Genomic DNA, 26907 nt, shown 5'->3' on the forward strand with positions numbered 1-26907 from the left:
GGCTGAGTGGCCACGTCCGGCCCCGGACACGACGACGGCCCGGCTCCTACGGTGATGCACCGTGGGAGCCGGGCCGTTCGTCGTGCGGCGGACCCGTCAGGCCGAGGCCGGCGGGTACAGGCCGCGGGGCAGCTGGGAGGCGGCCGCCTCGTCCAGCAGCCAGAGCGTACGGCTGCGGCCGTACGCGCCCGCCGCGGGCGCCTGTATCTCGCCCGCGCCGGAGAGGGCCATCGCGGCCGCGTTCGCCTTGTCCTCGCCCGCAGCGAGCAGCCAGACCTCCCGCGCCGCGCGGATGGCGGGCAGGGTCAGCGAGATCCGGGTGGGCGGCGGCTTGGGCGCGCCGTGCACGCCGACCACCGTCCGCTCGGTCTCCCGCGTCGCCGGGTGCTCAGGGAAGAGCGAGGCGACGTGGGTGTCCGGGCCGACGCCCAGCAGGAGGACGTCGAAGGACGGGACGGGCCCGTGGTCCTCCGGCCCCGCCGCCGCGGCCAGGGCGGCAGCGTAGGCCTCCGCCGCGGCGTCCGCGTCGTTGCCGTACCCGCCGTCTGACGGCGCCATCACATGCACCCGTGCCGGGTCCAGCGGGACGCTGTCCAGCAGCGCCTCACGGGCCTGGGTGTAGTTGCGCTCCGGGTCGCCCTCGGGCAGGAACCGCTCGTCGCCCCACCACAGGTCCAGCCGGGACCAGTCGACCGCGTCCCGGGCGGGCGCCTCGGCGAGGGCCGCGAGCAGCCCGTTGCCGTTGCGGCCGCCGGTCAGCACGACCGACGCGTAGCCACGCGCCGCCTGGGCGTCCACGATCTTCGTGATCAGCCGGGCCGCGGCGGCCTTGGCCATCAGCTCCTTGTCGCGGTGGACGACGACCTGCGGCGCGCTCACTTGGCGGCCGCCTTCTTCACGGGCGCCTTCTTCGCCGCGGCCTTGCCCTTGGGGGCGTCCTCGGCGGACTGCGGCTCGGCCTCGGCCTCCTGCTCGGCGGCCTCGGCGGTCTTCGCCGAGACGCCGGGCTGGGCGTCCTTGTACGACCCCAGCCGCTCCACGCCGTACTTCAGCGCGGACGCGTAGGTGTCGTCCGGGTCGAGCCGGCGCAGCTCCTCGGCGAGCAGCTCGGCGGTCTCCCGCCGCTGCAGCGCCACCGAGCGGTCCGGCTGGCCGGTCATGCACAGCGTGGCCATCGCGCCGTCCGGGCGGTCCAGCACGATCGGGCCGTTCTTGGTCTCCATACGGACGGCGGTCAGGCCCGGGCCCGCGGAGAGCGTCCGCTCGACGGGGACGTGCAGCCGGTCCGCGAGCCACATCGCCAGCAGCTCGCAGCTCGGGTTGAACTCCTCGCCCTCGACCGTGACCGAGGTGACCTCGCTCGGCTGCTGGTCGAGCGCGGCGGCCAGCATCGAACGCCAGGGCGTGATGCGGGTCCACGCCAGGTCGGTGTCGCCGGGGGTGTACGCCGCGGCGCGCGCGGTCAGTTCCCGGACCGGCTGCTCGGTGGCGTAGGTGTCGGTGACACGGCGCTGGGCGAGCGACCCGAGCGGGTCGTTGGCCGGGTCGGTCGGACCGCCGACCGGCCACCAGACGACCACGGGGGCGTCCGGCAGCAGCAGCGGCAGCACGACGGACTGGGCGTGGTTGATGGCCTCGCCGTGCAGCCGCAGGACGACCGTCTCGCCGGTACCGGCGTCCGCGCCGACCCGGACCTCGGCGTCGAGGCGCGGCTTGGCGCGGTCCCGCGGGGAGCGGCTGACGCGCTTGATGACGACCAGGGTGCGCGAGGGGTGTTCGCGCGAGGCGTTGTTGGCGGCCCTGACCGCGTCGTAGGCGTTCTCCTCGTCGGTGACGATGACGAGGGTGAGCACCATGCCGACGGCCGGTGTGCCGATGGCACGGCGGCCCTGGACCAGCGCCTTGTTGATCTTGCTGGCCGTGGTTTCGGTGAGATCGATCTTCATGGCCGACGCCAGCTCCGTCCGTCTCGTGCGAGCATTTCGTCCGCCTCGACGGGTCCCCAGGTGCCCGCCGGGTACTGCGCGGGCTTGCCGTGCTTGTCCCAGTACTGCTCGATCGGGTCGAGGATCTTCCAGGACAGCTCGACCTCCTCCGTGCGCGGGAAGAGGTTGGCGTCGCCGAGGAGGACGTCCAGGATCAGGCGCTCGTACGCCTCGGGGCTGGACTCCGTGAAGGACTCGCCGTACGCGAAGTCCATCGACACGTCCCGCACCTCCATCGAGGTACCCGGGACCTTCGAGCCGAACCGGACCGTCACGCCCTCGTCCGGCTGCACCCGGATGACCAGGGCGTTCTGCCCCAGCTCCTCGGTGGCGGTGTGGTCGAAGGGGGAGTGCGGGGCGCGCTGGAAGACGACCGCGATCTCGGTGACGCGGCGGCCCAGGCGCTTGCCGGTGCGCAGGTAGAAGGGCACGCCCGCCCAGCGGCGGTTGTCGATGCCCAGCTTGATCGCGGCGTAGGTGTCGGTCTTCGACTTGGGGTCGATGCCCTCTTCCTGGAGGTAGCCGACGGCCTTCTCGCCGCCCTGCCAGCCTTCCGCGTACTGCGCGCGCACCGTCTCCTTGCCCAGGTCCTTGGGCAGCCGGACGGCGCCGAGGACCTTGGCCTTCTCCGCGACCAGCGCGTCCGCGTCGAAGGAGGCGGGCTCCTCCATGGCGGTCAGCGCGAGCAGCTGGAGGAGGTGGTTCTGGATCACGTCACGCGCGGCGCCGATGCCGTCGTAGTAGCCGGCCCGGCCGCCGATGCCGATGTCCTCGGCCATCGTGATCTGTACGTGGTCCACGTAGGAGCGGTTCCACAGGGGCTCGAACATCGTGTTGGCGAAGCGCAGCGCCAGGATGTTCTGGACCGTCTCCTTGCCGAGGTAGTGGTCGATCCGGAAGACCGACTCGGGCGGGAAGACCTCGTGGACGACCTCGTTGAGCTCCTTCGCGCTCTCCAGGTCGTGGCCGAAGGGCTTCTCGATGACCGCGCGGCGCCAGGAGCCGTCCTTCTGGTCGGCCAGCCCGTGGTTCTTGAGCTGCTGGACGACCGTGGGGAAGAACTTGGGCGGCACGGACAGGTAGAAGGCGAAGTTGCCGCCGGTGCCCTGCGCCTTGTCCAGGTCCTGAATCGTGGACTTGAGCTGCTCGAAGGCCGCGTCGTCGTCGAAGTTGCCCTGGACGAAGCGCATGCCCTGGCTGAGCTGCTGCCAGACCTCCTCGCGGAAGGGGGTGCGCGAGTGTTCCTTGACCGCGTCGTGCACGACCTGGGCGAAGTCCTCGTTCTCCCAGTCGCGGCGGGCGAAGCCGATGAGCGAGAAGCCCGGCGGGAGGAGGCCGCGGTTGGCGAGGTCGTAAACGGCGGGCATCAGCTTTTTACGTGACAAATCGCCCGTGACGCCGAAGATGACGAGGCCCGACGGCCCCGCGATACGCGGGAGCCGTCGGTCCGCGGCGTCACGCAGCGGATTGCTGCTTGACAAGAGTCTCAGCCCTCCGAAGGAGCGAGGCGCTTCAGCTCGGCCTCGGTCGACTTGAGCAGGTCGTTCCAGGCCGCCTCGAACTTGTCGACGCCCTCGTCCTCGAGGAGCTGGACGACCTCGTCGTACGAGACGCCGGCCTTCGCCACCGCGTCGAGGTCGGCCTTGGCCGCCTCGTACTTGCCGGCGATGGTGTTGCCGGTGACCTCACCGTGGTCGGCGACGGCCTCCAGGGTGGCCTCCGGCATGGTGTTGACCGTGCCCGGGGCGACCAGGTCGTCGACGTACAGGGTGTCCTTGAGGGACGGGTCCTTCACGCCGGTCGAGGCCCACAGCGGACGCTGCTTGTTGGCGCCGGCCTTGTCCAGGGCGGCCCAGCGCTCGCCGGCGAAGACCTCCTCGAACGCCTGGTAGGCCAGGCGGGCGTTGGCGAGGGCCGACTTGCCCTTGAGGGCCTTGGCGTCGTCGGTGCCGACGGCGTCCAGGCGCTTGTCGATCTCGGTGTCCACGCGGGACACGAAGAAGGACGCCACGGAGTGGATCTTGCCCAGCTCCAGGCCGGCGGCCTTGGCCTTCTCCAGACCCGCGATGTAGGCGTCCATGACCTCGCGGTAGCGCTCCAGCGAGAAGATCAGCGTGACGTTGACGCTGATGCCCTTGCCGATGACCTCGGTGATCGCGGGCAGGCCCGCCTTGGTCGCCGGGATCTTGATGAGCGTGTTCGGGCGGTCCACCAGCCAGGCCAGCTGCTTGGCCTCGGCCACGGTCGCCTTGGTGTTGTGCGCCAGGCGCGGGTCGACCTCGATGGAGACCCGGCCGTCCTGGCCGCCGGTCGCGTCGAAGACCGGCCGCAGGATGTCGGCCGCGTCCCGCACGTCGGCGGTGGTGATCATGCGGATGGCCTCCTCGACGGTGACCTTCCGGGCCGCGAGGTCGGAGACCTGCTGCTCGTAGCCGTCACCCGAGGAGATCGCCTTCTGGAAGATCGACGGGTTGGTGGTGACACCCACCACGTGGCTCTGGTCGATCAGCTCGGCGAGGTTGCCGGACGTGATGCGCTTGCGCGACAGGTCGTCCAGCCAGATCGCAACGCCTTCGTCGGAAAGGCGCTTGAGTGCGTCTGTCATGGGAATTGCATCTCCTACTTGTCGTCTATGGACGTCAGCGCGCGGCGGCGTCGATCGATTCCCGCGCGGCGGCGGCCACGTTCTCGGGCGTGAAGCCGAACTCGCGGAAGAGGACCTTGCCGTCCGCGGAGGCACCGAAGTGCTCCAGCGAGACGATGCGGCCGGCGTCGCCCACGTACTTGTGCCAGGTCAGGCCGATGCCCGCCTCGACGGCCACGCGTGCCTTGACGGCCGGCGGCAGGACGCTGTCCTTGTACGCCTGGTCCTGCTCCTCGAACCACTCGACGCACGGCATCGAGACGACGCGCGTCGGGACGCCCGCGGCCTGCAGCTGCTCACGCGCCTCGACCGCGAGGTGCACCTCGGAGCCGGTGGCGATCAGCACCGCCTGCGGCGCAGCGCTCTGACCGTCGGCCGTTTCGGCGTCGAACAGGACGTAACCGCCCTTGGAGACACCCTCGGCGTTGGGCTCGTAGGTCGGCACGCCCTGACGGGTCAGCGCCAGGCCGTGCGGGGCGCCCTTGCCGTACTCCTTGGTCCAGCGCTTGTTGATCTCGGCCCAGGCCAGCGCGGTCTCGTTGGCGTCCGCCGGGCGGACGACGTTGAGGCCGGGGATGGCGCGCAGCGAGGCCAGGTGCTCCACCGGCTGGTGGGTCGGGCCGTCCTCGCCGAGACCGATCGAGTCGTGCGTCCACACGTAGGTGACCGGCAGGTGCATCAGGGCCGAGAGGCGCACGGCGTTGCGCATGTAGTCGGAGAACACCAGGAAGGTGCCGCCGTAGATGCGGGTGTTGCCGTGCAGCGCGATGCCGTTCATCTCCGCGGCCATGGAGTGCTCGCGGATGCCGTAGTGGATCGTGCGGCCGTACGGGTCGGCCTCCGGCAGCGGGTTGCCCACCGGCAGGAACGAGGAGTTCTTGTCGATGGTGGTGTTGTTCGAGCCGGCGAGGTCGGCGGAGCCGCCCCACAGCTCGGGGATCACGCCGCCCAGCGCCTGCAGGACCTTGCCGGAGGCCGCGCGGGTGGCGACCGCCTTGCCGGTCTCGAAGCAGGGGAGCTGGTCCTCCCAGCCGGCCGGCAGCTTGCCGGCGCGGATGCGCTCGAACTCCTGCGCGCGCTCGGGGTTGGCGGTCCGCCACTCGCCGAAGGACTTCTCCCACTCGGCCTTGGCGTCACGCGCGCGGTCCTGCAGCGCACGGGTGTGCGACAGAACCTCGTCGGCGACCTCGAAGTCCTTCTCGGGGTCGAAGCCGAGGACGCGCTTGGTGGCCGCGACCTCCTCGCCGCCGAGCGCCGAGCCGTGCGCGGCCTCGGTGTTCTGGGCGTTCGGGGCCGGCCAGGCGATGATCGAACGCATCGCGATGAAGGACGGGCGCTCGGTCTCGGCCTTGGCCGCCTCGATCGCCGCGTACAGCGCCTCGGGGTCGAGGTCGCCGTTCTCCTTCGGCTCCACGCGCTGGACGTGCCAGCCGTACGCCTCGTACCGCTTGACGGTGTCCTCGGAGATCGCCGTCTCGGTGTCGCCCTCGATCGAGATGTGGTTGTCGTCCCACAGCATGATCAGGTTGCCGAGCTTCTGGTGCCCGGCCATGGACGACGCCTCGGCGGAGATGCCCTCCTGGAGGCAGCCGTCACCGGCGATGGCGTAGATGTGGTGGTCGAACGGCGAGGTGCCGGGAGCGGCGTCCGGGTCGAACAGGCCGCGCTCGTACCGGGCGGCCATCGCCATGCCCACTGCGTTGGCCACGCCCTGGCCCAGCGGGCCGGTGGTGGTCTCGACACCCACGGTGTGGCCGTACTCCGGGTGGCCCGGGGTCTTGGAACCCCAGGTGCGGAAGGCCATCAAGTCCTCCAGCTCCAGGCCGAAACCGGCCAGGTAGAGCTGGATGTAGAGGGTCAGGGACGAGTGGCCGGCGGACAGCACGAACCGGTCACGGCCGGTCCAGTCCGGGTCGGCGGGGTCGTGCCGCATGACCTTCTGGAAAAGGGTGTAGGCGGCAGGAGCGAGGCTCATGGCCGTGCCCGGGTGGCCGTTACCGACCTTCTGCACGGAATCCATGGCCAGAACGCGGACGGTATCGACGGCCCGCTGGTCCAGATCGGTCCACTCAAGACCTGTGGTGGTCGGCTTGGTGCTCACCCTGGGTCAGGGCTCCTCTCCACATGTCGAATGCCGGGGGTCGGAAATGCCCTCGGACGCTGTCGAGCCTACCTTCGCGGGAGCCGCATTTTTCCGCCGGAACCCCGCTTGCCGTCACCTGCAACACATGAGTTTTCAGACCCCCGAACGAGCGCCCGAATGAGCAGGTGAACGCCCAGGAGACAGCGGGTATCGGCGCTGGGTTCAGACTGCCGTCCGGCGCCCCCTTTCGCCCGCTGAACGTCCGCGTGTCCGGGCACTCGGGTGCGATTCCTCCCGGCCGGTGCCGCGCCAACACGAACCCACCCCCGCGAAGATCGCGCTATCCCCAACGTCTAGAGTGGCGTGGTACGCGCAAGTCTTCACCGGGCCTTCACTGCCCGAATGTGCTTGCTGGCCTTTATCTCCGCGGCGCCAGCCGCAGAAGTTACTTCCAGGGGTGTGCGTGACGGCCGTCGAATCCCGTCCTGCGGGGGCGCTTCCTGTAAGCGCAGGGAGCTCCGGTCCCGGTGACCGGCCGTTCGGGGCCCGGCTCAAGGCATTCGTGGCGCTGACCAAGCCGCGGATCATCGAGCTGCTGCTCATCACGACCGTTCCGGTGATGTTCCTCGCCGAGCAGGGCGTGCCCGACCTGACGCTGGTGCTCCTCACCTGCGTCGGCGGCTACCTCTCGGCCGGCGGCGCCAACGCGCTGAACATGTACATCGACCGCGACATCGACGCGCTGATGGACCGCACGTCGCAGCGGCCGCTGGTCACCGGAATGGTCAGCCCGCGCGAGTGCCTGGTCTTCGGCATCTCGCTCGCGGTGATCTCCACGCTGCTCTTCGGACTGACCGTCAATTGGCTGTCCGCGTGGCTCTCGCTGGGCGCACTGCTGTTCTACGTGGTCGTCTACACGATGATCCTGAAGCGCCGCACCTCGCAGAACATCGTCTGGGGCGGCATCGCCGGCTGTCTGCCGGTCCTCATCGGCTGGTCCTCGGTGACCAACTCGATGTCCTGGGCGCCGATCATCCTCTTCCTGGTGATGTTCTTCTGGACGCCGCCGCACTACTGGCCGCTGTCCATGAAGGTGAAGGAGGACTACGCGCGCGTCGGCGTGCCGATGCTCCCCGTCCTCGCCTCGAACAAGGTCGTCGCGCGGCAGATCGTGCTCTACAGCTGGGTGATGGTCGGCGTGTCGCTGCTGCTGCAGCCGCTGGGCTACACCGGCTGGTTCTACACGGTGGTCGCGGTCCTGTGCGGTGCCTTCTGGCTGAAGGAGGCGCACGGCCTGCAGGCCCGCGCCAAGGCCGAGATCACGGGCGCCAAGCTCAAGGAGATGCGGCTCTTCCACTGGTCGATCACCTACGTGTCGCTGCTCTTCGTGGCCGTGGCGGTCGATCCCTTCCTGCGCTGAGCCCGCATACGGGCGCAGCCCACCGCACTTCCGAAGGCCGTCGTGACCGATCCCATACGGGAGGTCACGGCGGCCTTCTTCCGTGCGGCGTTTACCGGTCGGTAGCATGCGGCCATGTCAGAGACCACGCAGGCGGACGAGCGGCTGGACAAGCGCTCCGAGAAGCAGGCCGCCAAGCTCGCCCGGGAGATGCAGGCTTTCGCCAGGAGCCACGGCGGCAGCGCCGAGGGCCAGTTGGCGCACATAGGCCGGGGCCGGACCCGGGTCGCCCTGGTCGGCGCCAACGGTGAGTGGGGCAACCTCGTCGCCCGCTCGTACGAAGCCGCCAAGAAGGGCGCCGAGAAGGCGGGCATCACCCTGCACGACGACTTCGACGGCGAGCTGGCCGCCAAGGTGCGCACCGGCCGCTACGAGTGGTCGCGGATGGCGGGGCTCCAGCTGGGCGGGCCGTCCAACGACTGACGGCGGACCGCATGCGTAAAGCCTGCCGGCCACGGTCCTCGGACCGTGGCCGGCAGGCTTTTGTGTGAAGCGAAGTCGGCGGGGGCGTTTGCGGGGAAGGGGCCGGGAGGCGCCTCAGACCGCCGTGGCGGCCTTGGGAGCGTCGGTGGGCTCCTGGTCCCCGGCGGGGGCCGGAACGGCCGCCAGCGGGCCGCGCTCGCGCAGCGAGAGGAAGACCCGCAGCACGCAGATCCACACCAGCGTCGAGCCGAACATGTGGATGCCGACGACCAGCTCCGGCAGGTGCAGGAAGTACTGCACGTAGCCGATGACGCCCTGGAAGGCGAGGCAGCCGAAGAGCTCCAGGAGCATCCGGCGCGGCGCCGCGGGAGCCTTGACCGCACGCAGCGTGAACCACAGGGCGACGCTCAGGCCGACCACGATGTACACGAAGTCCACGTGGAGCTGGGTGATCTCCTGCCAGTCCAGCGGGATGCGGTGCACCTTGCGCGCGTCACCCGCGTGCGGACCGGCGCCGGTGACGACCGTGCCGATCAGGGTCAGTGCGGCGGTGGCCAGCACCAGCAGCCAGGAGAGCTGGCGGACCGGCCGGGCGACCAGGTCCCGCGGCTCCGCGTCGCCCTCGGAGGCCCGCCGCCACGAGAGCACCGCCACCGTGAGCAGCGCCGTCGACACCAGGAAGTGCGCGCTGACGATGTACGGGTTCAGGCCCGTCAGTACGGTGATGCCGCCGACCACGGCGTTGCCCATGACCACCCAGAACTGCGCCCAGCCGAGCCGGGTGAGCGAGCGGCGCCGGGGGTGCCGGGCGCGGGCGGCGATGATGAAGAGGCCGATGACCGCGCACAGCACGTAGGTGAGCAGGCGGTTGCCGAACTCGATGATGCCGTTGATGCCCATCTCGTGGGTCGGCGTGAGGCTTCCGGGGGTGCACTGGGGCCACGTGGAGCAGCCCAGACCCGACTGGGTGAGCCGGACCGCGCCGCCAGTCACGACGATGACGACGGCCATGACAACCGTGGCGAGCGCGGCACGTCGCACGAAGGCAGCCGACGGCTGCCAGCGACGGGCGATCTGCTCCAGGGGATTCAGCGAATTCGGCACGGGGTCATGCTATGCGGAGGCTTGTGCGGATTTTCACGAGGGGGTCCGGGAGGCCGTCCGGCTCACTCCCAGCGGAAGAACCGCGCCGCCGCGCCCAGCCCCAGTACCGTCCATACCGCGAGGATGCCGAGGTCCGCCCAGGGGAGGCCCGCGCCGTGCTGGAGGACGTCGCGCAGCCCGTCCGAGAGGGCCGAGATCGGCAGCAGCTGCAGTACGTCCTGCAGGACGCCGGGGAACCTCTCCAGCGGCACGATGACGCCGCCGCCGACCAGCAGGAGCAGGAAGACCAGGTTGGCCGCGGCGAGCGTGGCCTCGGCCTTGAGCGTGCCGGCCATCAGGAGGCCGAGGCCGGAGAAGGCCGCGGTACCGAGGATCAGCAGCAGCACGACCCAGACGGGGTTGCCGTGCGGCGACCAGCCGAGCGCGAAGGCGACCACGGTCAGCAGGACGATCTGCAGGACCTCCGTGACCAGCACGGAGCAGGTCTTGGCGGTCATCAGGGCCCAGCGGGGGAGCGGCGAGGCACCGAGCCGCTTGAGCACCCCGTAGCGCCGCTCGAACCCGGTGGCGATGGCCTGCCCGGTGAAGGCGGTGGACATCACGGCGAGCGCGAGGATGCCGGGGGCGAGGAAGTCCACGGCCTTGCCGGACCCGCCCGCTGTTTCCGTAGGCACAGCGACGATGTCGACGGCGGAGAACAGCACCAGGAGGAGCGTCGGGATGACCACGGTGAGCAGCAGCTGCTCCCCGTTGCGCAGCAGCATCTTCGTCTCGAGGAGGGCCTGCGCGCGGATCATCCGGGAGAGCGGCGCCGCGCCCGGCTTCGGGGTGAACACACCCGTGGTCGCACTCATGCGCGCAGCTCCTTACCCGTGAGCTCCAAGAAGACGTCCTCCAGGGTGTGCCGCTCGACCGCTATGCGGTCCGGCAGCACGCCGTTCTGCGCGCACCAGGAGGTGACGGTGGCCAGCAGCTGCGGGTCGATCGTGCCGTTGACCCGGTACGCGCCGGGCGTCAGCTCGGCCGCCGCGCAGTCGGCCGGCAGCGCCTTCAGGAGCGAGGCGAGGTCCAGGCCCGGCCGCCCCGTGAAGCGCAGGGTGTTCTCCGCGCCCCCCTTGCACAGCGACTCGGGGCTCCCCTGGGCGATGACCCGGCCCCCGTCGATGATCGCGACATCGTCGGCGAGCTGCTCGGCCTCGTCCATGAAGTGCGTCGTCAGCACCACGCTGACGCCGTCCGTACGGAGCTCGCGCACGAGGTCCCAGGTGGCGCGGCGGGCCTGCGGGTCCAGGCCCGCGGTCGGCTCGTCCAGGAAGACCAGCTCGGGGCGGCCGACGACGGCCATGGCGAGCGCCAGGCGCTGCTGCTGGCCGCCGGAGAGCCGCCGGTAGGTGGTACGACCGCAGGACCCCAGGCCCAGCCGCTCGATCAGGACGTCCACGTCGACGGGGTGGGCGTGCAGGGACGCGGTGTGCCGCAGCATCTCCTCGGCGCGGGCGCCCGCGTACACACCACCCGACTGCAGCATCACGCCGATACGGGGGCGCAGCGCGGCGGCGTCGGCGACGGGGTCCAGGCCGAGGACGCGGACGGTGCCGGCGTCGGCGCGGCGGTAGCCCTCGCAGGTCTCGACGGTGGTGGTCTTGCCGGCGCCGTTCGGGCCGAGGACGGCGGTGACGGTGCCGCGGGTGACGGTGAGGTCGAGCCCGTTAACGGCGGTCTTGGTCCCGTACCGCTTGACCAGGCCCGTGACCTCGACGGCGGGCTCGCGCCCGGGGGTCCGGGGAACGTCCCCCGGGGAGGTGCTGCGCATGACCGGCAGTCTACGAAGGGACACCCCTCCGCTCCCACGGGGGCTCCCGAGTACCTGACGCCGAGCGGCCTTGCACTTAGGTTCCCCTAAGTGATAGAGGCCACCAGGCCCGGCTCCCTGCGAGGCTTGTCCTGGTCTGAAGAATTACGCAACAATGTCGTTGTGAAATACGCGAGCGAGGACCGACAGGTACCCGTGGCCACTCCGGCCGCCGGGCCGGTGACCTCCGCCTCCGCGCAGGTCACCGCCCAGGACGAGGCGCACGGCACGCGGAACCGCGTGGCGCGCTCCATCCTGGACCACGGCCCCTCCACCGCCGCCGAGCTGGCGGAGCGGCTGGAGCTGACCCAGGCCGCCGTCCGTCGCCATCTCGACGCCCTCGTGGCCGAGGGCGTAGTGGAGCCCCGCGAGAAGCGGGTGTACGGCGCGCGCTCCCGGGGCCGCCCCGCCAAGGCGTTCGCGCTGACCGACTGCGGCCGGGACGCCTTCGACCAGGCATACGACAGCCTGGCCTCCGACGCCCTGCGCTGGATCGCGCAGGCCGCGGGCGGTGGTGAGCGCGGCGAGGCCGCGGTCGCCGAGTTCGCCCGCGCCCGGCTGGAGGCCCAGGCGGCGGAGTACCGCTCGGCGGTCGAGGCCGCGTCCCCCGAGGACCGCACGGCAGCCCTTGCGAAGGCGTTGACCGCGGACGGGTACGCTGCTACGGCGCGCAGCGCCCCCCACCTGCAACAAGGTGAACAGCTCTGCCAGCACCACTGCCCGGTCGCCCATGTGGCCGAGCAGTTCCCTCAGCTGTGCGAGGCGGAGACCGAGGTCTTCTCGCGCCTGCTCGGGACCCATGTGCAGCGTCTTGCCACCATCGCCCACGGCGACGGTGTCTGCACGACCTTCGTACCCAAGGCGACCGCCCAGGGCACCCCCAAGGCCCAGGGCCCTCCCAGGGCGACGAAGGCCACCGGCAAGGCCGACCACCGCACCACAAAGACCACCACAGCATCTGCAAGCACGGCCGGGAGGAACCCCGCATGACGCTCCCCACGGAGACTGCTCACCCTGAGCTCGAGGGTCTGGGCAAGTACGAATACGGCTGGGCCGACTCCGACGTCGCCGGCGCTTCCGCCAAGCGCGGCCTCTCCGAGGACGTCGTCCGCGACATCTCGGCGAAGAAGAACGAGCCGGAGTGGATGCTCAAGCTCCGTCTGAAGGGCCTGAAGCTCTTCGGTAAGAAGCCCATGCCGAACTGGGGCTCGGACCTCTCCGGCATCGACTTCGACAACATCAAGTACTTCGTCCGCTCCACCGAGCAGCAGGCGGCTTCCTGGGAGGAGCTGCCCGAGGACATCAAGAACACCTACGACAAGCTCGGCATCCCGGAGGCGGAGAAGCAGCGCCTGGTCGCCGGCGTCGCCGCCCAGTACGAGTCCGAGGTCGTCTACCACCAGATCCGCGAGGACCTGGAGGAGCAGGGCGTCCTGTTCCTGGACACCGACACCGCGCTCAAGGAGCACCCGGAGCTCTTCAAGGAGTACTTCGGCACGGTGATCCCGGCGGGTGACAACAAGTTCGCCTCGCTGAACACCGCGGTGTGGTCCGGCGGCTCGTTCATCTACGTGCCCCCGGGCGTGCACGTCGACATCCCGCTGCAGGCCTACTTCCGGATCAACACCGAGAACATGGGCCAGTTCGAGCGGACGCTGATCATCGTCGACGAGGACGCCTACGTCCACTACGTCGAGGGCTGCACGGCGCCGATCTACAAGTCGGACTCGCTGCACTCGGCCGTCGTGGAGATCATCGTGAAGAAGGGCGGCCGCTGCCGCTACACGACGATCCAGAACTGGTCGAACAACGTCTACAACCTGGTCACCAAGCGTGCCGTGGCCTACGAGGGCGCGACCATGGAGTGGGTCGACGGCAACCTCGGCTCCAAGGTGACGATGAAGTACCCGGCCGTCTACCTGATGGGCGAGCACGCCAAGGGCGAGACGCTGTCCATCGCCTTCGCGGGCGAGGGCCAGCACCAGGACGCCGGCTCCAAGATGGTCCACATGGCGCCGAACACCTCCTCCAACATCGTCTCCAAGTCGGTGGCGCGAGGCGGCGGCCGGACCTCTTACCGCGGCCTGGTCGAGATCGGCGAGGGCGCGGCGGGCTCCAAGTCCAACGTGCTGTGCGACGCCCTGCTGGTGGACACCATCTCCCGCTCGGACACCTACCCCTATGTGGACGTCCGCGAGGACGACGTGTCCATGGGCCACGAGGCGACCGTCTCCAAGGTCAGTGAGGACCAGCTCTTCTACCTGATGGCGCGCGGCCTCTCCGAGGACGAGGCCATGGCGATGATCGTGCGCGGCTTCGTGGAGCCCATCGCCCGTGAGCTGCCCATGGAGTACGCGCTGGAGCTCAACCGGCTGATCGAGCTGCAGATGGAGGGCTCGGTCGGCTGACCGACCGCCCCGGGGGCCGGGCAGCCCGGCCCCTTCCGTCCCGCAGCAAACTTCTTGACCTAGAAAGTGAGCACTACGACAGCCATGGCTGAGGCTCAGAACATCCCGGCAGGGTCCTCCACCGCCGGCTCGATCGCGGTGGCCGCCGAGTCCACCGTCGCCACCCGGATGAGCGCCCCGCCGTCCTACGACGTGGCGGACTTCCCCGTGCCGCACGGCCGCGAGGAGGAGTGGCGCTTCACGCCGCTGGAGCGCCTGAAGGGCCTCCACGACGGCACCGCCACCGCCACCGGCGGCGTCTCGGTCGAGATCAACGCGCCCGAGGGCGTGACGGTCGAGACCGCGGACCGCGATGACGCCCGCGTCGGCAAGGCCGGCAAGCCCATCGACCGGGTCGCCGCGCAGGCCTACAGCTCCTTCGAGAAGGCGTCCGTGGTCTCCGTGCCCAAGGAGACCGTGCTCAGCGAGCCCATCCGCATCGCCGTCCACGGCGAGGGCGGGGTCGCCTACGGCCACCAGGTCATCGAGCTGGGAGCCTTCGCCGAGGCCGTCGTCGTCATCGACCACACCGGTGACGCCACGCTCGCCGCCAACGTCGACTACCTCCTCGGCGACGGCGCCAAGCTGACCGTCGTCTCGGTCCAGGACTGGGACGACAGCGCGGTCCACGCCGGCCAGCACAACGCCCTGGTCGGCCGCGACGCGTCCTTCAAGTCCGTGATCGTCACCTTCGGCGGCGACCTGGTCCGGCTGAACCCGCGCGTGACCTACGCCGGTCCCGGTGGCGAGGCCGAGTTCTACGGCCTGTACTTCACCGACAACGGCCAGCACCAGGAGCACCGTCTCTTCGTCGACCACGAGGCGACCAACTGCCGCTCCAACGTCGTCTACAAGGGCGCCCTCCAGGGCCAGGACGCGCACGCCGTCTGGATCGGCGACGTCCTCATCCGCGCCGCGGCCACCGGTACGGACACCTACGAGCTCAACCGCAACCTCGTCCTCACGGACGGCGCGCGGGTGGACTCGGTGCCGAACCTGGAGATCGAGACCGGCGAGATCGTCGGCGCCGGCCACGCCTCGGCGACCGGCCGCTTCGACGACGAGCAGCTCTTCTACCTGATGGCCCGCGGCATCCCCGCCGAGGAGGCCCGTCGCCTGGTGGTCCGCGGCTTCTTCGCCGAGCTGGTCCAGCAGATCGGCCTGCCGGACGTCGAGGAGCGCCTCCTCACCAAGATCGATGCCGAGCTGGAGGCGTCCGTAGCATGACCGCCACCTTCGTACGAGCCTGTGGGCTGAGCGAGCTCGAGGAAGACACCCCCAAGCGGGTCGAGCTCGACGGCACCCCGGTCTCGGTCGTCCGTACCGAGGGCGAGGTGTTCGCGATCAACGACATCTGCTCGCACGCGAACGTCTCCCTCTCGGAGGGCGAGGTGGAGGACTGCTCCATCGAGTGCTGGCTGCACGGCTCCAGCTTCGACCTCCGCACCGGCAAGCCGTCCGGCCTTCCCGCGACGCAGCCCGTCCCCGTATACCCCGTAAAGATCGAAGGGGACGACGTGCTCGTCTCCGTCACCCAGGAGTCCTGAGTTCCCCATGGCAACGCTTGAGATTCACGACCTGCACGTCTCCGTCGAGGCCGAGAACGGCCCGCGCGAGATCCTTAAGGGCGTCGACCTGACCGTGAAGCAGGGCGAGACGCACGCCATCATGGGCCCCAACGGCTCCGGCAAGTCCACCCTCGCGTACTCCCTCGCGGGTCACCCCAAGTACACGATCACCGGCGGCACCGTCACCCTCGACGGCGAGGACGTCCTGGAGATGTCCGTCGACGAGCGCGCCCGCGCCGGCGTCTTCCTCGCCATGCAGTACCCGGTCGAGGTCCCCGGCGTCTCCGTCTCCAACTTCCTGCGCACCTCCGCCACCGCGATCCGCGGCGAGGCCCCCAAGCTGCGGCTGTGGGTCAAGGAGGTCAAGGAGGCCATGGAGCGCCTCAACATGGACCCGGCGTTCGCCGAGCGCAACGTCAACGAGGGCTTCTCCGGCGGTGAGAAGAAGCGCCACGAGATCCTCCAGCTGGAGCTGCTCAAGCCGAAGATCGCGATCCTCGACGAGACCGACTCCGGCCTGGACGTCGACGCGCTGCGCATCGTCTCCGAGGGCGTCAACCGGGTCCGCGAGTCCGGTGAGGTCGGCACCCTGCTGATCACCCACTACACGCGGATTCTCCGCTACATCAAGCCCGACTTCGTGCACGTCTTCGCCAACGGGCGGATCGCCGAGTCCGGCGGCGCCGAGCTGGCCGACAAGCTGGAGGCCGAGGGCTACGAGGCATACGTGAAGGGTGGCGCTACCGCGTGACACAGCTGCCGGGCCTCCTCGACACAGAGGCGATCCGTAAGGACTTCCCGATCCTGGGCCGCGAGGTCCATGAGGGGAAGAAGCTCGTCTACCTGGACAGCGCCGCGACCTCGCAGACGCCCAGCCAGGTCATCGACGTGCTGAGCGAGTACTACGAACGCTACAACGCCAATGTCCACCGGGGCGTGCACGTGCTCGCCGAGGAGGCCACGGCGCTGTACGAAGGTGCTCGCGACAAGGTCGCCGAGTTCATCAACGCACCGAGCCGCGACGAGGTGATCTTCACCAAGAACGCCTCGGAGTCGCTCAATCTCGTCGCGAACATGCTGGGCTGGGCCGACGAGCCCTACCGCGTGGACCACGAGACCGAGATCGTCATCACGGAGATGGAGCACCACTCCAACATCGTGCCGTGGCAGCTGCTCTCGCAGCGCACGGGCGCGAAGCTGAAGTGGTTCGGGCTGACCGAGGACGGCCGGCTCGACCTCTCCAACATGGACGAGATCATCACGGAGAAGACCAAGGTCGTCTCCCTGACCCTGGTCTCGAACCTCATGGGCACGGTCAACCCGGTCGAGGCGATCGTCCGCAAGGCGCAGGACGTCGGCGCGCTCGTCGTCTTCGACGCCTCGCAGGCCGCGCCGCACATGCCGCTGGACGTCCAGGCGCTCCAGGCCGATTTCGTGGCCTTCACCGGCCACAAGATGTGCGGCCCGACCGGCATCGGCGTCCTGTGGGGCCGCCAGGAGCTGCTGGAGGACCTGCCGCCGTTCCTCGGTGGTGGCGAGATGATCGAGACCGTCTCGATGAGCTCCTCCACCTACGCTCCGGCGCCGCACAAGTTCGAGGCCGGTACGCCGCCGATCGCCCAGGCCGTCGGCCTCGGCGCGGCGGTGGACTACCTCAACTCCATCGGCATGGAGCGGATCGCCGAGCACGAGCACGCGCTCACCGAGTACGCCGTGAAGCGGCTGCTGGAGGTCCCCGACCTGCGGATCATCGGCCCCACCACGGCCGAGGACCGCGGCGCCGCGATCTCCTTCACGCTCGGTGACATCCACCCGCACGACGTGGGGCAGGTGCTCGACGAGGAGGGCATCGCGGTCCGCGTCGGCCACCACTGCGCCCGCCCGGTCTGCCTGCGGTACGGAATTCCTGCGACGACACGAGCGTCGTTCTATCTGTACTCCACCCCGGCCGAGGTCGACGCCCTGGTCGCCGGCCTGGAGCACGTCCGTAATTTCTTCGGATGAGGACGAGGACTGACTGACCCGTGAAGCTGGATTCCATGTACCAGGACGTCATCCTGGACCACTACAAGCACCCGCACGGCCGGGGCTTGCGGGACGGCGACGCCGAGGTGCATCACGTCAACCCGACCTGTGGCGACGAGATCACCCTGCGCGTCCGTCTGGACGGCGCGACCATTGAAGACGTGTCGTACGAGGGCCAGGGCTGCTCCATCAGCCAGGCCAGCGCGTCCGTCCTCAATGAACTCCTGGTCGGCAAGGAGCTCGGCGAGGCGCAGCAGATCCAGGAGACCTTCCTGGAGCTGATGCAGTCCAAGGGCCAGATCGAGCCCGACGACGCCATGGAGGAGGTGCTGGAGGACGCGGTCGCGTTCGCCGGCGTCTCCAAGTACCCCGCTCGCGTCAAGTGCGCCCTCCTGAGCTGGATGGCGTGGAAGGACGCGACCGCCAAAGCCCTCTCCGAGGAGGCGAAGACCGCATGACCGAGAACGCAAGCGCCGCGGAGACCGCTGAGGCGCCCGCCGCGGCCCTCAAGCCGGCCTCCGAAGAAGAGGTCCGCGAAGCCCTGTACGACGTCGTCGACCCCGAGCTGGGCATCGACGTCGTCAACCTGGGCCTGATCTACGGCATCCACATCGACGACGCCAACATCGCCACCATCGACATGACGCTCACCTCGGCGGCCTGCCCGCTGACCGACGTCATCGAGGACCAGGCGAAGTCCGCCACGGACGGCATCGTCAACGAGCTGCGGATCAACTGGGTCTGGATGCCCCCGTGGGGCCCCGACAAGATCACCGACGACGGCCGCGAGCAGCTCCGCGCGCTGGGGTTCAACGTCTGAGCCCACTCGTCTCCGCGTATTCGGCCGTGCCCGCCAGAGTCCCTGGCGGGCACGGCCGTTTCGTGCGTGCCCCAGCGTTGTGTACGCCCGTACGCATCGTTGTGTACGCTCGTACGCATGGGCTATGTGACGCTTGGTGCGGCGATACTGGTGGAGGTGCTGGCCACCACGGCGATGAAGTACAGCGAGGGGTTCACGAAGCTGTGGCCCTCGCTGGGGACCGCGGCGGGGTATCTGGTCGCCTTCGTGCTGCTCGCGCAGACCCTGAAGACGATGAGCGTGGGGACCACGTACGCCATCTGGTCGGGGGCCGGGACCGCCGTGATCGCGGCGATCGGGATGCTGTTCCTCGGGGAGGCGGCGAACGCGGCGCGGCTGATCGGGATCGCGCTGATCATCGGTGGCGTGGTGCTGCTGAACCTGGGCGGGGCGCACTGATGCCGCGGCGCTACGACCCCGAGCGGCGGCAGCGGATCATCGACGCGGCGATCCGCGTCGCGGAGGAGCGGGGCATCGGGGCGCTCAGCCACCGGGTGGTGGCGGCCGAGGCGGATGTGCCGCTGGGGTCCACCACGTATCACTTCGCGTCCCTGGACGATCTGCTGGTGGCCGCGTTGCGGCAGGTGTGCGGCGAGCCGGGGACCTCGGTGGAGAGCTGGACGGAGTACCTGGAGCGGGACGCGCCGCTCGCGGACCGGATCGCCGACCTGCTGCAGGCGTACATGGACGACAGCAGGCGCGGGCGGGTGCGGATGGAGTACGAGCTGTACCTCGCGGCGCTGCGGCGGCCCGCGCTGCGGCCGGTCGCGGAGGAGTGGCTGGACGGCACCCTGGAGGTGCTGGCGCGCTATACGGACGACCTGGGCACCGCCCGTACGCTCGGCGCGCTCATCGACGGGCTGCTGCTGCAGGTGCTGCTCACCGACCGGCCCTTCGACCGGGAAGAGGTCCGGGCGGAGCTGGCGCGGGTCGTCCCGGCCGAACGCTGAGACCGGTTCGCCAGGCCGGGGGCGCGCCGGTTAGGTTTTCCGCATGACCGAAGCTACCTCCCGTACGACCGGCGCCGTCGCCGCCGGACTCGCCACCGTCACCTCCGACGGCACCGTCCTGGACACCTGGTTCCCGGCGCCCGAGCTCGTCGCCGAGCCCGGCCCGGCCGGCACCGAGCGGCTGACCGCCGAGCGCGCCGCCGAACTGCTCGGCGAGGCCGCGCCCAAGGCGCTCGGCACCGACGCCCGCCGCGGCGTGGAGATCGTGGCCGTGCGCACGGTCATCTCCTCGATCGACGACAAGCCGCTGGACGCGCACGACGTCTACCTCCGTCTCCACCTGCTCAGCCACCGCCTGGTGCAGCCGAACGGCCAGAACCTCGACGGCATCTTCGGCCTGATGGCGAACGTCGCGTGGACCTCGCTGGGCCCGGTGGCCGTCGACCAGCTGGAGACCGTACGGCTGAACGCCCGCGCCGAGGGCCTGCACCTCGCCGTGTACGGCGTCGACAAGTTCCCGCGGATGACGGACTACGTCGCCCCGGCGGGCGTCCGCATCGCCGACGCCGACCGGGTCCGCCTGGGCGCGCACCTCGCGGCCGGCACCACCGTCATGCACGAGGGCTTCGTCAACTTCAACGCCGGCACGCTCGGCACCTCCATGGTCGAGGGCCGGATCAGCCAGGGCGTCGTGGTCGGCGACGGCTCCGACATCGGCGGCGGCGCCTCCACGATGGGCACCCTCTCCGGCGGCGGCAAGGAGCGCATCCGCATCGGCGAGCGCAGCCTGGTCGGCGCGGAGGCCGGTGTGGGCATCGCGCTGGGCGACGAGTGCGTGGTCGAGGCGGGGCTGTACATCACCGCCGGTACCCGCGTGACCATGCCCGACGGCCAGATCGTGAAGGCCGCCGAGCTGTCCGGCGCCGACAACATCCTCTTCCGCCGCAACTCCACCACCGGTGTGGTGGAGGCCCGCCCGAACAACGCGGAGTGGGGCGGCCTGAACGACGTGCTGCACCACAACTGACGCATACGGTGCGCCGATCGGCGGCCCGTGCGCTCCGGAACCCCCGGACCGCACGGGCCGTCGGCGTTGTCAGTGGTGCCCGCTAGGGTGGTCGTATGCGTGATCTTGTGGCGGGGCTGGGTTACTGGGGCAAGGGGCAGCGCTGGGTTGCGCGGCACGGCCGGTGGTGGGGGTTCGGGCTGCTGCCCGCGCTGCTCACCCTCGTGCTGTACGCGGTGGCGCTGACCGTGTTCTTCTTCTGGGCGGACGACCTCGCGGCCTGGGCGACGCCGTTCGCCGACGGCTGGGGCTCGCCCTGGCAGGGGCTGCTGCGCGGGCTGTTCGTCGCGCTGCTGGTCGCGGGCGGCCTGCTGCTGTCCGTGCTGACCTTCACCGCCGTCACGCTGCTGGTCGGCGATCCGTTCTACGAGTCGCTGTCCGAGAAGGTGGAGGAGTCCGAGGGAGAGTGCCCGGAGGGGCCCGGACACTCGCTGTGGCGGGAGGTGTGGATCGCGCTCAAGGACAGCGTGTACGTCCTGCTGCGCGCGGCCGGCTTCGGCCTGCTCTTCTTCCTGCTGGGCTTTGTGCCGGTCATCGGCCAGACCGTGATCCCGGCCATCGGCTTCTGCGTCTCCGGCTTCTTCCTCACCCTCGAACTGGCCTCGGTGGCCCTGCAGCGCCGCGGGATACCCGTCCGCGAGCGGATGCGCCTGCTGCGCGGCCGCAAGGCCCTCGCCGTCGGCTTCGGCACCCCGCTCGTGCTCCTCTTCCTCGTACCGTTCGTCGCCGTGATCCTGATGCCGGGCGCGGTGGCGGGGGCGACGCTGCTGGTGCGGGACCTGGTGGGGGAGCGAGAGCCGGAACAGGCGCTCGCGGGCGGCGCGGGGGAGGCCCCCGCGCCGCACCCCGGGTTCACGGCCTGACGCGCAGCACCTGCGGGTCGTGGTCGCTCGCCTGGTCGGCGAACTCGGCGTTGAGGTGCACGATGTCGTAGTCGGCACGGGACAGCGCCGGGCTGGTCAGTACGTGGTCCAGGGCCTGGGAGTTGCCGTTGTAGACGTAGCCGTAGCGCTCGGGCTTCGGGAGCCGGTTCACCTGGTCGGTGAGGACGCCGCCCGCGGTGAGCTTCTTCAGCGCCGGGGAGAACTGGTAGTCGTTCAGGTCGCCCGCGACGATCACGGCGGCCTTCGGGTCGACGGCGAGCACGTCCTCGACGAAGCCGTGCACGGCCTCGGCCTGGGCGGTGCGCTGGGCCTCGGACGTGCGGGCCGGCGGCTGGAAGCGGCTGTCCAGGCCCTGGTCGCCGCCCTTGGAGTTGAAGTGGTTGGCGACCACGAAGACCGGCTTGCCGCGGAAGGAGAACTGGCCCGCGAGCGGCTTGCGGCTGTCCTTCCAGGCCGCGTCGGCCGGGTCGATGCGGCCGGGGGAGGCGGAGAGCGCCGGACGGCCGTCCTTCTTCTCGACCTTCACGGGCGTTGTCGCGTTCCCGCCGGGCGTGTCCGTGAAGGAGACCCGCTCGGGGTTGTAGAGGAAGGCGACGCGGATGTTGCCGCCGGGCTGGCCGCCGTCCTGGTCGTCGGCCGGGTCGATCTGGCGCCACTCGTAGGCGGGGCCGCCCGCCTTCTTGACGGCGTCGGTGAGCTTCTTGAGCGTGGCGTCCGCGCTGACCACCGAGTCGTTGGTGGCCCCGTTGTCGTCCTGGACCTCCTCCAGGGCGACGATGTCGGGCGCGGCGAGATTCTTCACCAGCGCCTCGGCGAGCCGGTCGAACTTGGCCTGCGCGGTCTTGGGGGAGAGGTTCTCGACGTTGTAGGTGGCCACCGAGAGCTCGTCAGCGGACTGCTTGCGGGTGGTCTCGCGGGCCGGCCCGCGGTCGGCGAGCGTGCCCAGGTCGGTCGCCTCGATCGTGTAGCCGCCGAAGTTGTCGTAGTCCAGCGGCCCGGCGGTGGTGCCGGTCAGCGCGTCGCCGACGTCGGCGACCGGGAAGGGCCGCTCGGCGAACGGGATCAGCGAGGTGACCTTGAGGCGGCCCGCGTTCGGGTCGGCGTACGAGCTGTAGAGCGTGCCGCCGCGCGCGGTGCGGTTGTGGCCGGGCTCGGCCGTCACCCACAGCTCGTGGTGGGTGTTCGTGGGGCCGACGACCGGCGCGTCGGAGACCGCGACCCGCATGCCCTCCAGCGACTCGTAGCGGTCCAGCGCGTAGGAGCCGGGCCGCAGCTTCAGCGGCTCGATGTCCTTGCCGCCGTTGTCCGGGGCGTATCGATTCGGCACGGAGCCGGGGGCCAGCGTGAAGGCCGCGGGGAGACGATTCTTCGCCGAGTTCACCGTCCATTTCGCGCCAGTGATCTCGGTGACGGACTGCAGCCCGGCGTCCTTGCCGCCGGGGTAGTACTCGGTGACCGTGCCGCTCACCTCCACCGCGTCCCCCACGGCGACCTCGGGGGTCTGCTTCCCGGTGAAGACGAAGACGGCCTCGCTGGTGGCGGCGGAGCGGTCCGGCTGTGGGTCCTGGAACCAGAAGCCGCGCGCGGACCCGAAGGACCGTACGGCGGTGACGACGCCCGGCACGCCCGTGACCTGCTCCCCGGCCAGCGGGGATATTCGGGTACCGCCCTGGATGTCGTGAATCCTGGCCTCGGCCGCCGCCGCGGACTGCGGGACGGCGAGCAGCCCTGCGGCGAGGGCCGCGGCGGCCGCCGAGGCGAGCGTGAGCGGTCTGCTGAACGTACGGCGGGACGGCATGGTGGCCTCCGGAAGCGTGGGGAAACAAGGGAGGAAAAGGGCCGAGCTGCGTATCGGAGGACGGTCCGCTACGCGCGTCAATCTCTTGTGTGCCGCCGTGAGTTGTCAATACTCGCCCGGTGTACGGCGGCGGGCGGGCCGGTGAACCACCCGCCGCCATACACCCCGGACGGGCCGCCGTGCACCCCGGACGGGCCGGTGAACCGCCCGGGATCATCACGATTCCGTCTACGCTTGGGCGACGCACCAGCAGTAGTCCGCCCGAGGAGCTGAACCTTAGATGTCCGACGAGCGCCCCACCCTTCCCCCGGTGCGGCTGCACCCCGAAGCGGAGCTGGCCAGGGACGCGCTGAGCGCCCCCCTCTTCGCCCGGGCGGCGAAGCTCGCCCGCTGGGCCGAGCGGGAGGTACCGGTCGGCGTCGGCGGCGACCTCCTCGAAGAGCAGCTCGCCGAGGCCGCGGTCCACCTGGACCTGGCCGTCGACGAGGACGGCACCGGCTACGCCGCCGAGGCGTGGCAGCTGGCCGTGGACACCGGCCTGGTCGAGATCGAGGAGCATGCGGGCGAGGACGAGGACCTGCCCGACGGCGCCCCGTCCGGTACCGCCACGCCCGGCGAGGAGCTGCGGCTGCTGACCGCCGGCAGCCCGCAGGACGTGCTGGCCATCTGGCTCGGCGGCATGGAGACCGTACTGGCCGACGCAGCGGCGCCCGACCTCGGCGACCTCGTGGAGCAGATCGCCGAGGGCGGCGAGCTGGACCTGGACTCCATCGACTGGAATCCGGAGGACGAGGCCGAGCTGCTGGACGGCATCCTCGGCAACCTCTACATGCTCTGCGCGCTGGCCGAGGACCCGGAGCAGAGCGTCCCGCTGCCGGCCCTCGCCGCCTCCATGATCGTCCCGGCCGACATGGACGAGCCCACCGACGACATCCTCGAAGAGGTCTCCGAGGCGATGATGCGCCTGGACGACCAGTTCCGGGTGCTGGAGCCGATCGGCCTGGTCGCGTACCAGCCGGTGGACGAGGCGCTCATCGAGGAGCTGGACGAGGACGGCGAGACCGTCCGGGCCGCCGGGCCGCTGGAGGACGAGGACGTCAGCCGGTACGGCATGGTCCGGCTCACCCCGCTCGGCATGTACGCGGTCCGCGCGCGGATGCTGGACGCGGGCGTCGAGGCCCCGGCCGTCGGCGACCTCGCCGGCAAGGGCGCCGACGTACTGCTCGGCGCGCTGCCGGACTACCCCGAGACCCTGGCGCAGGCCGAGTCCGAGCAGTGGCTCGCGGCCCGCGACAGCCTCAGCGCGGCCCGGGACCTGCTGTCCGCCGCGCGCGGCGACGACGACCGGGCGCCGCAGCGCCGTCTCGCCTGCCAGCAGACCCTCTCGCTGGTCGGCCCGGAGGCCGAGCCCGCGCTCCGCGAGGTGCTGGACGACCGGCAGCTCGGCGGGCTGGCCCGGGTCTGGCTGGCCGAGCACGGCGCGACCGGCATCCCCGAGCCCTCCCAGGACATGATCTTCTGGCTGACCGTGGACACGCTCGCGGCGCAGCTCGGCACCGCCGACGAGGACGCGGCCGAGCTGCGGGATCTGATCGAGGGGCTGGTCGGTCAGCACACCGGCTTCTTCGACGCGGTCTGGCGGGTGGACCACCCGGCCACCGCCGACGTCCTGGAGGCGATGGGCCGGCTGCACCCGGACAAGAAGGCGGCCAAGGAGGCCCGCAAGGCGGCCTTCAAGGCCCGCTCCAAGAAGGACAACTGACGGCCCGTCGGTACTCCGCTTCGGTACTGCTGAAGCTGCTGCGGAAGCCCGGCGGGCCGTCAGCCCGTCGAGCTCCTCAGCAGAAGTACTGCCTCAGCGCAAGTACTGAGTCAGCACAAGCACTGCCTCAGCACAGGTACTGCGTCGTGTGCGGGAACGATGCGGACTGGCCGTTGAAGCCGTACGTACCGCGGTAGGACAGCGGCACCTGGAACTGGCCGACGACCGTCATGGTCTGCGCGCAGTTGCCCGAGCCGCCGGGGCGGGTGGCCCGCAGCACCAGCCGGGGGCCGAGCTCGCCGCCGGTGATGTCCCACGGGGCGCCGCAGATGCCGGAGGTGATCCGGCCGCCGGTGATGACGTGCGGATAGGTGTTGGGGTTGTAGCTCACCTCCATGTCGAAGGTGAGCGCTCCGTTGCTGAGCCGCATCTTCGCGGTGACCCACAGCGCCTCGGCCGATACGTCGCGCTGTGCGGCGAACGCCTCGTCCCGCGTCTTGACCTCGGAGCCCTGGGCGTTGATGAACCGGTGCTCCTGCCCCTGGCCCTTCTTTTTGGCTGCGCTCGTCATGGCTTTCGCTCCCCTGGTCAGGCCAGTTGCTCGGCGATCTCGACGCGCAGCAGCGCGCGGACGTTCTCGATGTGGTTCGCGATCGTGACCTGCTGCGATCCCGCGAAGAGCAGGCCGACGGCGACGTTGTCGAGCGAGGTGATCAGGGAACCGGAGTCACCACCGGCCGACATGTTCGTGGTGACGATCTGGTCCTTGAAGCGGGCGGTGCCGGCCGTGCCGTACGAGACGTCGATGGTCGCGTCGGTGGAGAGGACCCGGCCGACGGTCAGGTTGGTGGTCCGGCCGACCTTCTTCACCCGGTCGCCCACCGCGACCTGAGCCTTGCGCCGCCAGGCCCTGGGCGGGCCGTTGAAGTACTGCTCGCGGGTGGCGTCGTGGAACTCCACCTTCGCCAGCGCCGCGTCCACGATGTTGTTCTGCTGCGTCAGCGGGACCTGCGGCGCGAACTGGATCGCGACGAAGCGGGACAGCGTGCCGATCCGGTCGCCCGGGTCCATGCCGCCGTCCGCGGGGCCGGGCTGCACCACGGGGCTGCCCAGCGGCGCCCGGTTGGAGTCGGCGAGCACGTGGTTGTTGCTCAGGATGTAGTACGTGGCGGGGATTCCGGTGCCGGGCTCCGGCGGGTTGATCGTCGCGTCGCGCAGCAGGTCGTAGACCACGCTGCCGAGCGTGCCCGCGGTGATCCGCACGCTGCCGACCGAGAAGCCGGACGGGCACGGGCGCATCTTGCGGGTGAGCCGCTGCGGTTCCGTGGCCGTGCGGAGCCGGTCGAGCTCCTGGCCCAGCTCGTCCAGCAGCGGCCGGGAGAGTACGGATGTACTGCCGTCGGGGCCAAACCCGGACTGCTCCTCCGTCCCGCCGCCCGGTGCGGTGAGGCGGGTGCGCTGGGCCGCGACATGGCCGACGGCCACCACGTCCGTCGGCGTGCCGTCGTCCATCTCGTGCGGCACGACGTCCCGTTCGGACAGTACCGACTCGGGGACCTTCTGCGTCACGAAGACCAGGACCGCTTCCTCGCCCGTCGGCTCGCCGCCCGTCCACTTCACGCCGTGGCCGAAGCCGACGACGTTGGCGAGCGGGTGCTGCGGGTTCATGAAGTCCGACAGCGCCTGTTGGCGGGAGGTGTCACTGACCTGTCCGCCGGTGGGGCCGCGCATCATCTCGGGCTGGTTCACACCAGACCACCTCTTCCCCGGTGGGCCGTCCCGCGCGCCCGGCCGTCGCGCGCCGGGCAGGCGGGCGTACGGCTTCCGGGGCGGGACCGCGTGTGGCTTGACGGGCCGGGCCGCGCCGTGGCGGCCGGCTCTCGGAGGGAGACGCAGGGCCCGGTACGGCCTGGAGCGGGCGGCCTGTCCGTACTGGCGCGTACGGGCGACCCGTCCGTACGGCCGCCGGTCCGGCGCTCGCCTTACGGGTGATGCAGG

26 protein-coding genes are annotated in these 26907 nt (G+C 70.5%); 15 read left to right on the plus strand and 11 right to left on the minus strand.

All coding sequences use genetic code 11. The features are described 5' to 3' along the window. Nucleotides 1-96: 96 nt before the first annotated feature. The 5 genes from pgl to tkt are packed head-to-tail and all read right to left on the minus strand — an operon-like array spanning nucleotide 97 to nucleotide 6730. The gene (pgl, locus tag IF04_RS0129325; protein ID WP_030264472.1) at nucleotides 97-879 is read right to left on the minus strand and encodes a 6-phosphogluconolactonase; all 783 of its coding nucleotides are present in this window, start codon (nucleotides 877-879) and stop codon (nucleotides 97-99) included. Continuing rightward, on the minus strand, nucleotides 876-1946 hold the full coding sequence (gene opcA / locus IF04_RS0129330) for a glucose-6-phosphate dehydrogenase assembly protein OpcA (protein ID WP_030264475.1): 1071 nt from the start codon (nucleotides 1944-1946) through the stop codon (nucleotides 876-878). Before opcA ends, pgl begins: the two co-directional genes overlap by 4 nt. Next, complete coding sequence (gene zwf / locus IF04_RS0129335) at nucleotides 1943-3466, minus strand: glucose-6-phosphate dehydrogenase (RefSeq protein ID WP_030264478.1); 1524 nt, start codon at nucleotides 3464-3466, stop codon at nucleotides 1943-1945. The genes opcA and zwf overlap by 4 nt, the downstream gene beginning before the upstream one ends. A gap of 5 nt (nucleotides 3467-3471) precedes the next feature. Next, complete coding sequence (tal, locus tag IF04_RS0129340; protein ID WP_030264480.1) at nucleotides 3472-4590, minus strand: transaldolase; 1119 nt, start codon at nucleotides 4588-4590, stop codon at nucleotides 3472-3474. 34 nt (nucleotides 4591-4624) lie between these two features. Continuing rightward, nucleotides 4625-6730, minus strand: a complete 2106-nt coding sequence (tkt, locus tag IF04_RS0129345) for a transketolase (protein WP_030264481.1) — start codon at nucleotides 6728-6730, stop codon at nucleotides 4625-4627. 439 nt (nucleotides 6731-7169) lie between these two features. On the opposite strand from tkt, the gene IF04_RS0129350 reads away from it, so the two are divergent. Both IF04_RS0129350 and IF04_RS0129355 read left to right on the plus strand, forming a co-directional pair. Continuing rightward, nucleotides 7170-8132, plus strand: coding sequence for a heme o synthase (locus IF04_RS0129350; protein ID WP_078600934.1), 963 nt, complete (start codon nucleotides 7170-7172; stop codon nucleotides 8130-8132). 114 nt (nucleotides 8133-8246) lie between these two features. Beyond that, on the plus strand, nucleotides 8247-8594 hold the full coding sequence (locus tag IF04_RS0129355; RefSeq protein ID WP_030264484.1) for a type 1 periplasmic-binding domain-containing protein: 348 nt from the start codon (nucleotides 8247-8249) through the stop codon (nucleotides 8592-8594). A 114-nt stretch (nucleotides 8595-8708) separates the two neighbouring features. Here IF04_RS0129355 and IF04_RS0129360 read toward each other — a convergent pair whose 3' ends face one another. The 3 genes from IF04_RS0129360 to IF04_RS0129370 form a co-directional block, all read right to left on the minus strand. Then, nucleotides 8709-9698, minus strand: a complete 990-nt coding sequence (locus tag IF04_RS0129360) for a COX15/CtaA family protein (protein WP_030264488.1) — start codon at nucleotides 9696-9698, stop codon at nucleotides 8709-8711. Nucleotides 9699-9760: 62 nt separating this feature from the next. After that, nucleotides 9761-10552: an ABC transporter permease gene (locus IF04_RS0129365; protein WP_030264492.1), complete on the minus strand. Its 792-nt coding sequence runs from the start codon at nucleotides 10550-10552 to the stop codon at nucleotides 9761-9763. Next, entirely contained in the window at nucleotides 10549-11511 is a 963-nt protein-coding gene (locus IF04_RS0129370) for an ABC transporter ATP-binding protein (RefSeq protein ID WP_030264496.1), read from the minus strand. Before IF04_RS0129370 ends, IF04_RS0129365 begins: the two co-directional genes overlap by 4 nt. A 162-nt stretch (nucleotides 11512-11673) precedes the next feature. On the opposite strand from IF04_RS0129370, the gene IF04_RS0129375 reads away from it, so the two are divergent. The 12 genes from IF04_RS0129375 (at nucleotide 11674) to IF04_RS0129430 (ending at nucleotide 21328) form a co-directional block, all read left to right on the plus strand. Beyond that, nucleotides 11674-12540 carry a helix-turn-helix transcriptional regulator gene (locus IF04_RS0129375; RefSeq protein ID WP_030264499.1) on the plus strand — a complete coding sequence of 289 codons (867 nt, stop codon included), beginning with the start codon at nucleotides 11674-11676 and terminating at the stop codon, nucleotides 12538-12540. Further along, nucleotides 12537-13958, plus strand: a complete 1422-nt coding sequence (gene sufB, locus IF04_RS0129380) for a Fe-S cluster assembly protein SufB (protein ID WP_030264502.1) — start codon at nucleotides 12537-12539, stop codon at nucleotides 13956-13958. The genes IF04_RS0129375 and sufB overlap by 4 nt, the downstream gene beginning before the upstream one ends. An 84-nt stretch (nucleotides 13959-14042) precedes the next feature. Continuing rightward, a complete protein-coding gene (gene sufD / locus IF04_RS0129385; RefSeq protein WP_030264505.1) occupies nucleotides 14043-15224 on the plus strand; it encodes a Fe-S cluster assembly protein SufD in 1182 nt (393 codons plus the stop codon). Then, nucleotides 15221-15544 carry a bifunctional 3-phenylpropionate/cinnamic acid dioxygenase ferredoxin subunit gene (locus IF04_RS0129390; protein WP_030264508.1) on the plus strand — a complete coding sequence of 108 codons (324 nt, stop codon included), beginning with the start codon at nucleotides 15221-15223 and terminating at the stop codon, nucleotides 15542-15544. Before sufD ends, IF04_RS0129390 begins: the two co-directional genes overlap by 4 nt. A 7-nt stretch (nucleotides 15545-15551) precedes the next feature. Beyond that, on the plus strand, nucleotides 15552-16316 hold the full coding sequence (sufC, locus tag IF04_RS0129395; protein WP_030264512.1) for a Fe-S cluster assembly ATPase SufC: 765 nt from the start codon (nucleotides 15552-15554) through the stop codon (nucleotides 16314-16316). Further along, a complete protein-coding gene (locus IF04_RS0129400; RefSeq protein ID WP_030264515.1) occupies nucleotides 16313-17569 on the plus strand; it encodes a cysteine desulfurase in 1257 nt (418 codons plus the stop codon). The genes sufC and IF04_RS0129400 overlap by 4 nt, the downstream gene beginning before the upstream one ends. A gap of 20 nt (nucleotides 17570-17589) precedes the next feature. Next, entirely contained in the window at nucleotides 17590-18048 is a 459-nt protein-coding gene (gene sufU, locus IF04_RS0129405; protein ID WP_030264518.1) for a Fe-S cluster assembly sulfur transfer protein SufU, read from the plus strand. Next, the gene (locus IF04_RS0129410) at nucleotides 18045-18410 is read left to right on the plus strand and encodes a metal-sulfur cluster assembly factor (RefSeq protein ID WP_030264520.1); all 366 of its coding nucleotides are present in this window, start codon (nucleotides 18045-18047) and stop codon (nucleotides 18408-18410) included. The genes sufU and IF04_RS0129410 overlap by 4 nt, the downstream gene beginning before the upstream one ends. 117 nt (nucleotides 18411-18527) lie before the next feature. Continuing rightward, nucleotides 18528-18848: a DMT family transporter gene (locus IF04_RS0129415; RefSeq protein ID WP_030264522.1), complete on the plus strand. Its 321-nt coding sequence runs from the start codon at nucleotides 18528-18530 to the stop codon at nucleotides 18846-18848. Then, a complete protein-coding gene (locus IF04_RS0129420; RefSeq protein WP_030264524.1) occupies nucleotides 18848-19399 on the plus strand; it encodes a TetR/AcrR family transcriptional regulator in 552 nt (183 codons plus the stop codon). Before IF04_RS0129415 ends, IF04_RS0129420 begins: the two co-directional genes overlap by 1 nt. 43 nt (nucleotides 19400-19442) lie before the next feature. Next, nucleotides 19443-20426, plus strand: a complete 984-nt coding sequence (gene dapD / locus IF04_RS0129425; RefSeq protein ID WP_030264526.1) for a 2,3,4,5-tetrahydropyridine-2,6-dicarboxylate N-succinyltransferase — start codon at nucleotides 19443-19445, stop codon at nucleotides 20424-20426. 95 nt (nucleotides 20427-20521) lie between these two features. Beyond that, the gene (locus IF04_RS0129430; RefSeq protein ID WP_051831654.1) at nucleotides 20522-21328 is read left to right on the plus strand and encodes an EI24 domain-containing protein; all 807 of its coding nucleotides are present in this window, start codon (nucleotides 20522-20524) and stop codon (nucleotides 21326-21328) included. On the opposite strand, the gene IF04_RS0129435 is transcribed toward IF04_RS0129430, so the two are convergent. After that, nucleotides 21318-23147 carry an endonuclease/exonuclease/phosphatase family protein gene (locus tag IF04_RS0129435; protein WP_030264533.1) on the minus strand — a complete coding sequence of 610 codons (1830 nt, stop codon included), beginning with the start codon at nucleotides 23145-23147 and terminating at the stop codon, nucleotides 21318-21320. The two genes, IF04_RS0129430 and IF04_RS0129435, sit on opposite strands and share 11 nt — an antisense overlap. 280 nt (nucleotides 23148-23427) lie before the next feature. Here IF04_RS0129435 and IF04_RS0129440 point away from each other — a divergent pair, with 280 nt between their 5' ends. Further along, complete coding sequence (locus IF04_RS0129440) at nucleotides 23428-24909, plus strand: hypothetical protein (RefSeq protein ID WP_030264536.1); 1482 nt, start codon at nucleotides 23428-23430, stop codon at nucleotides 24907-24909. Between the two features lie 127 nt (nucleotides 24910-25036). Here the strand turns inward: IF04_RS0129440 and IF04_RS0129445 are convergent, their stop codons facing one another. Both IF04_RS0129445 and IF04_RS0129450 read right to left on the minus strand, forming a co-directional pair. Beyond that, nucleotides 25037-25480: a hypothetical protein gene (locus IF04_RS0129445; RefSeq protein WP_030264539.1), complete on the minus strand. Its 444-nt coding sequence runs from the start codon at nucleotides 25478-25480 to the stop codon at nucleotides 25037-25039. A gap of 17 nt (nucleotides 25481-25497) precedes the next feature. After that, on the minus strand, nucleotides 25498-26658 hold the full coding sequence (locus tag IF04_RS0129450; RefSeq protein ID WP_245654551.1) for a chymotrypsin family serine protease: 1161 nt from the start codon (nucleotides 26656-26658) through the stop codon (nucleotides 25498-25500). Nucleotides 26659-26907: the final 249 nt, after the last annotated feature.

Origin of the sequence: Streptomyces violens (assembly GCF_000717745.1) — a bacterium.
Taxonomy (GTDB): domain Bacteria; phylum Actinomycetota; class Actinomycetes; order Streptomycetales; family Streptomycetaceae; genus Streptomyces; species Streptomyces violens.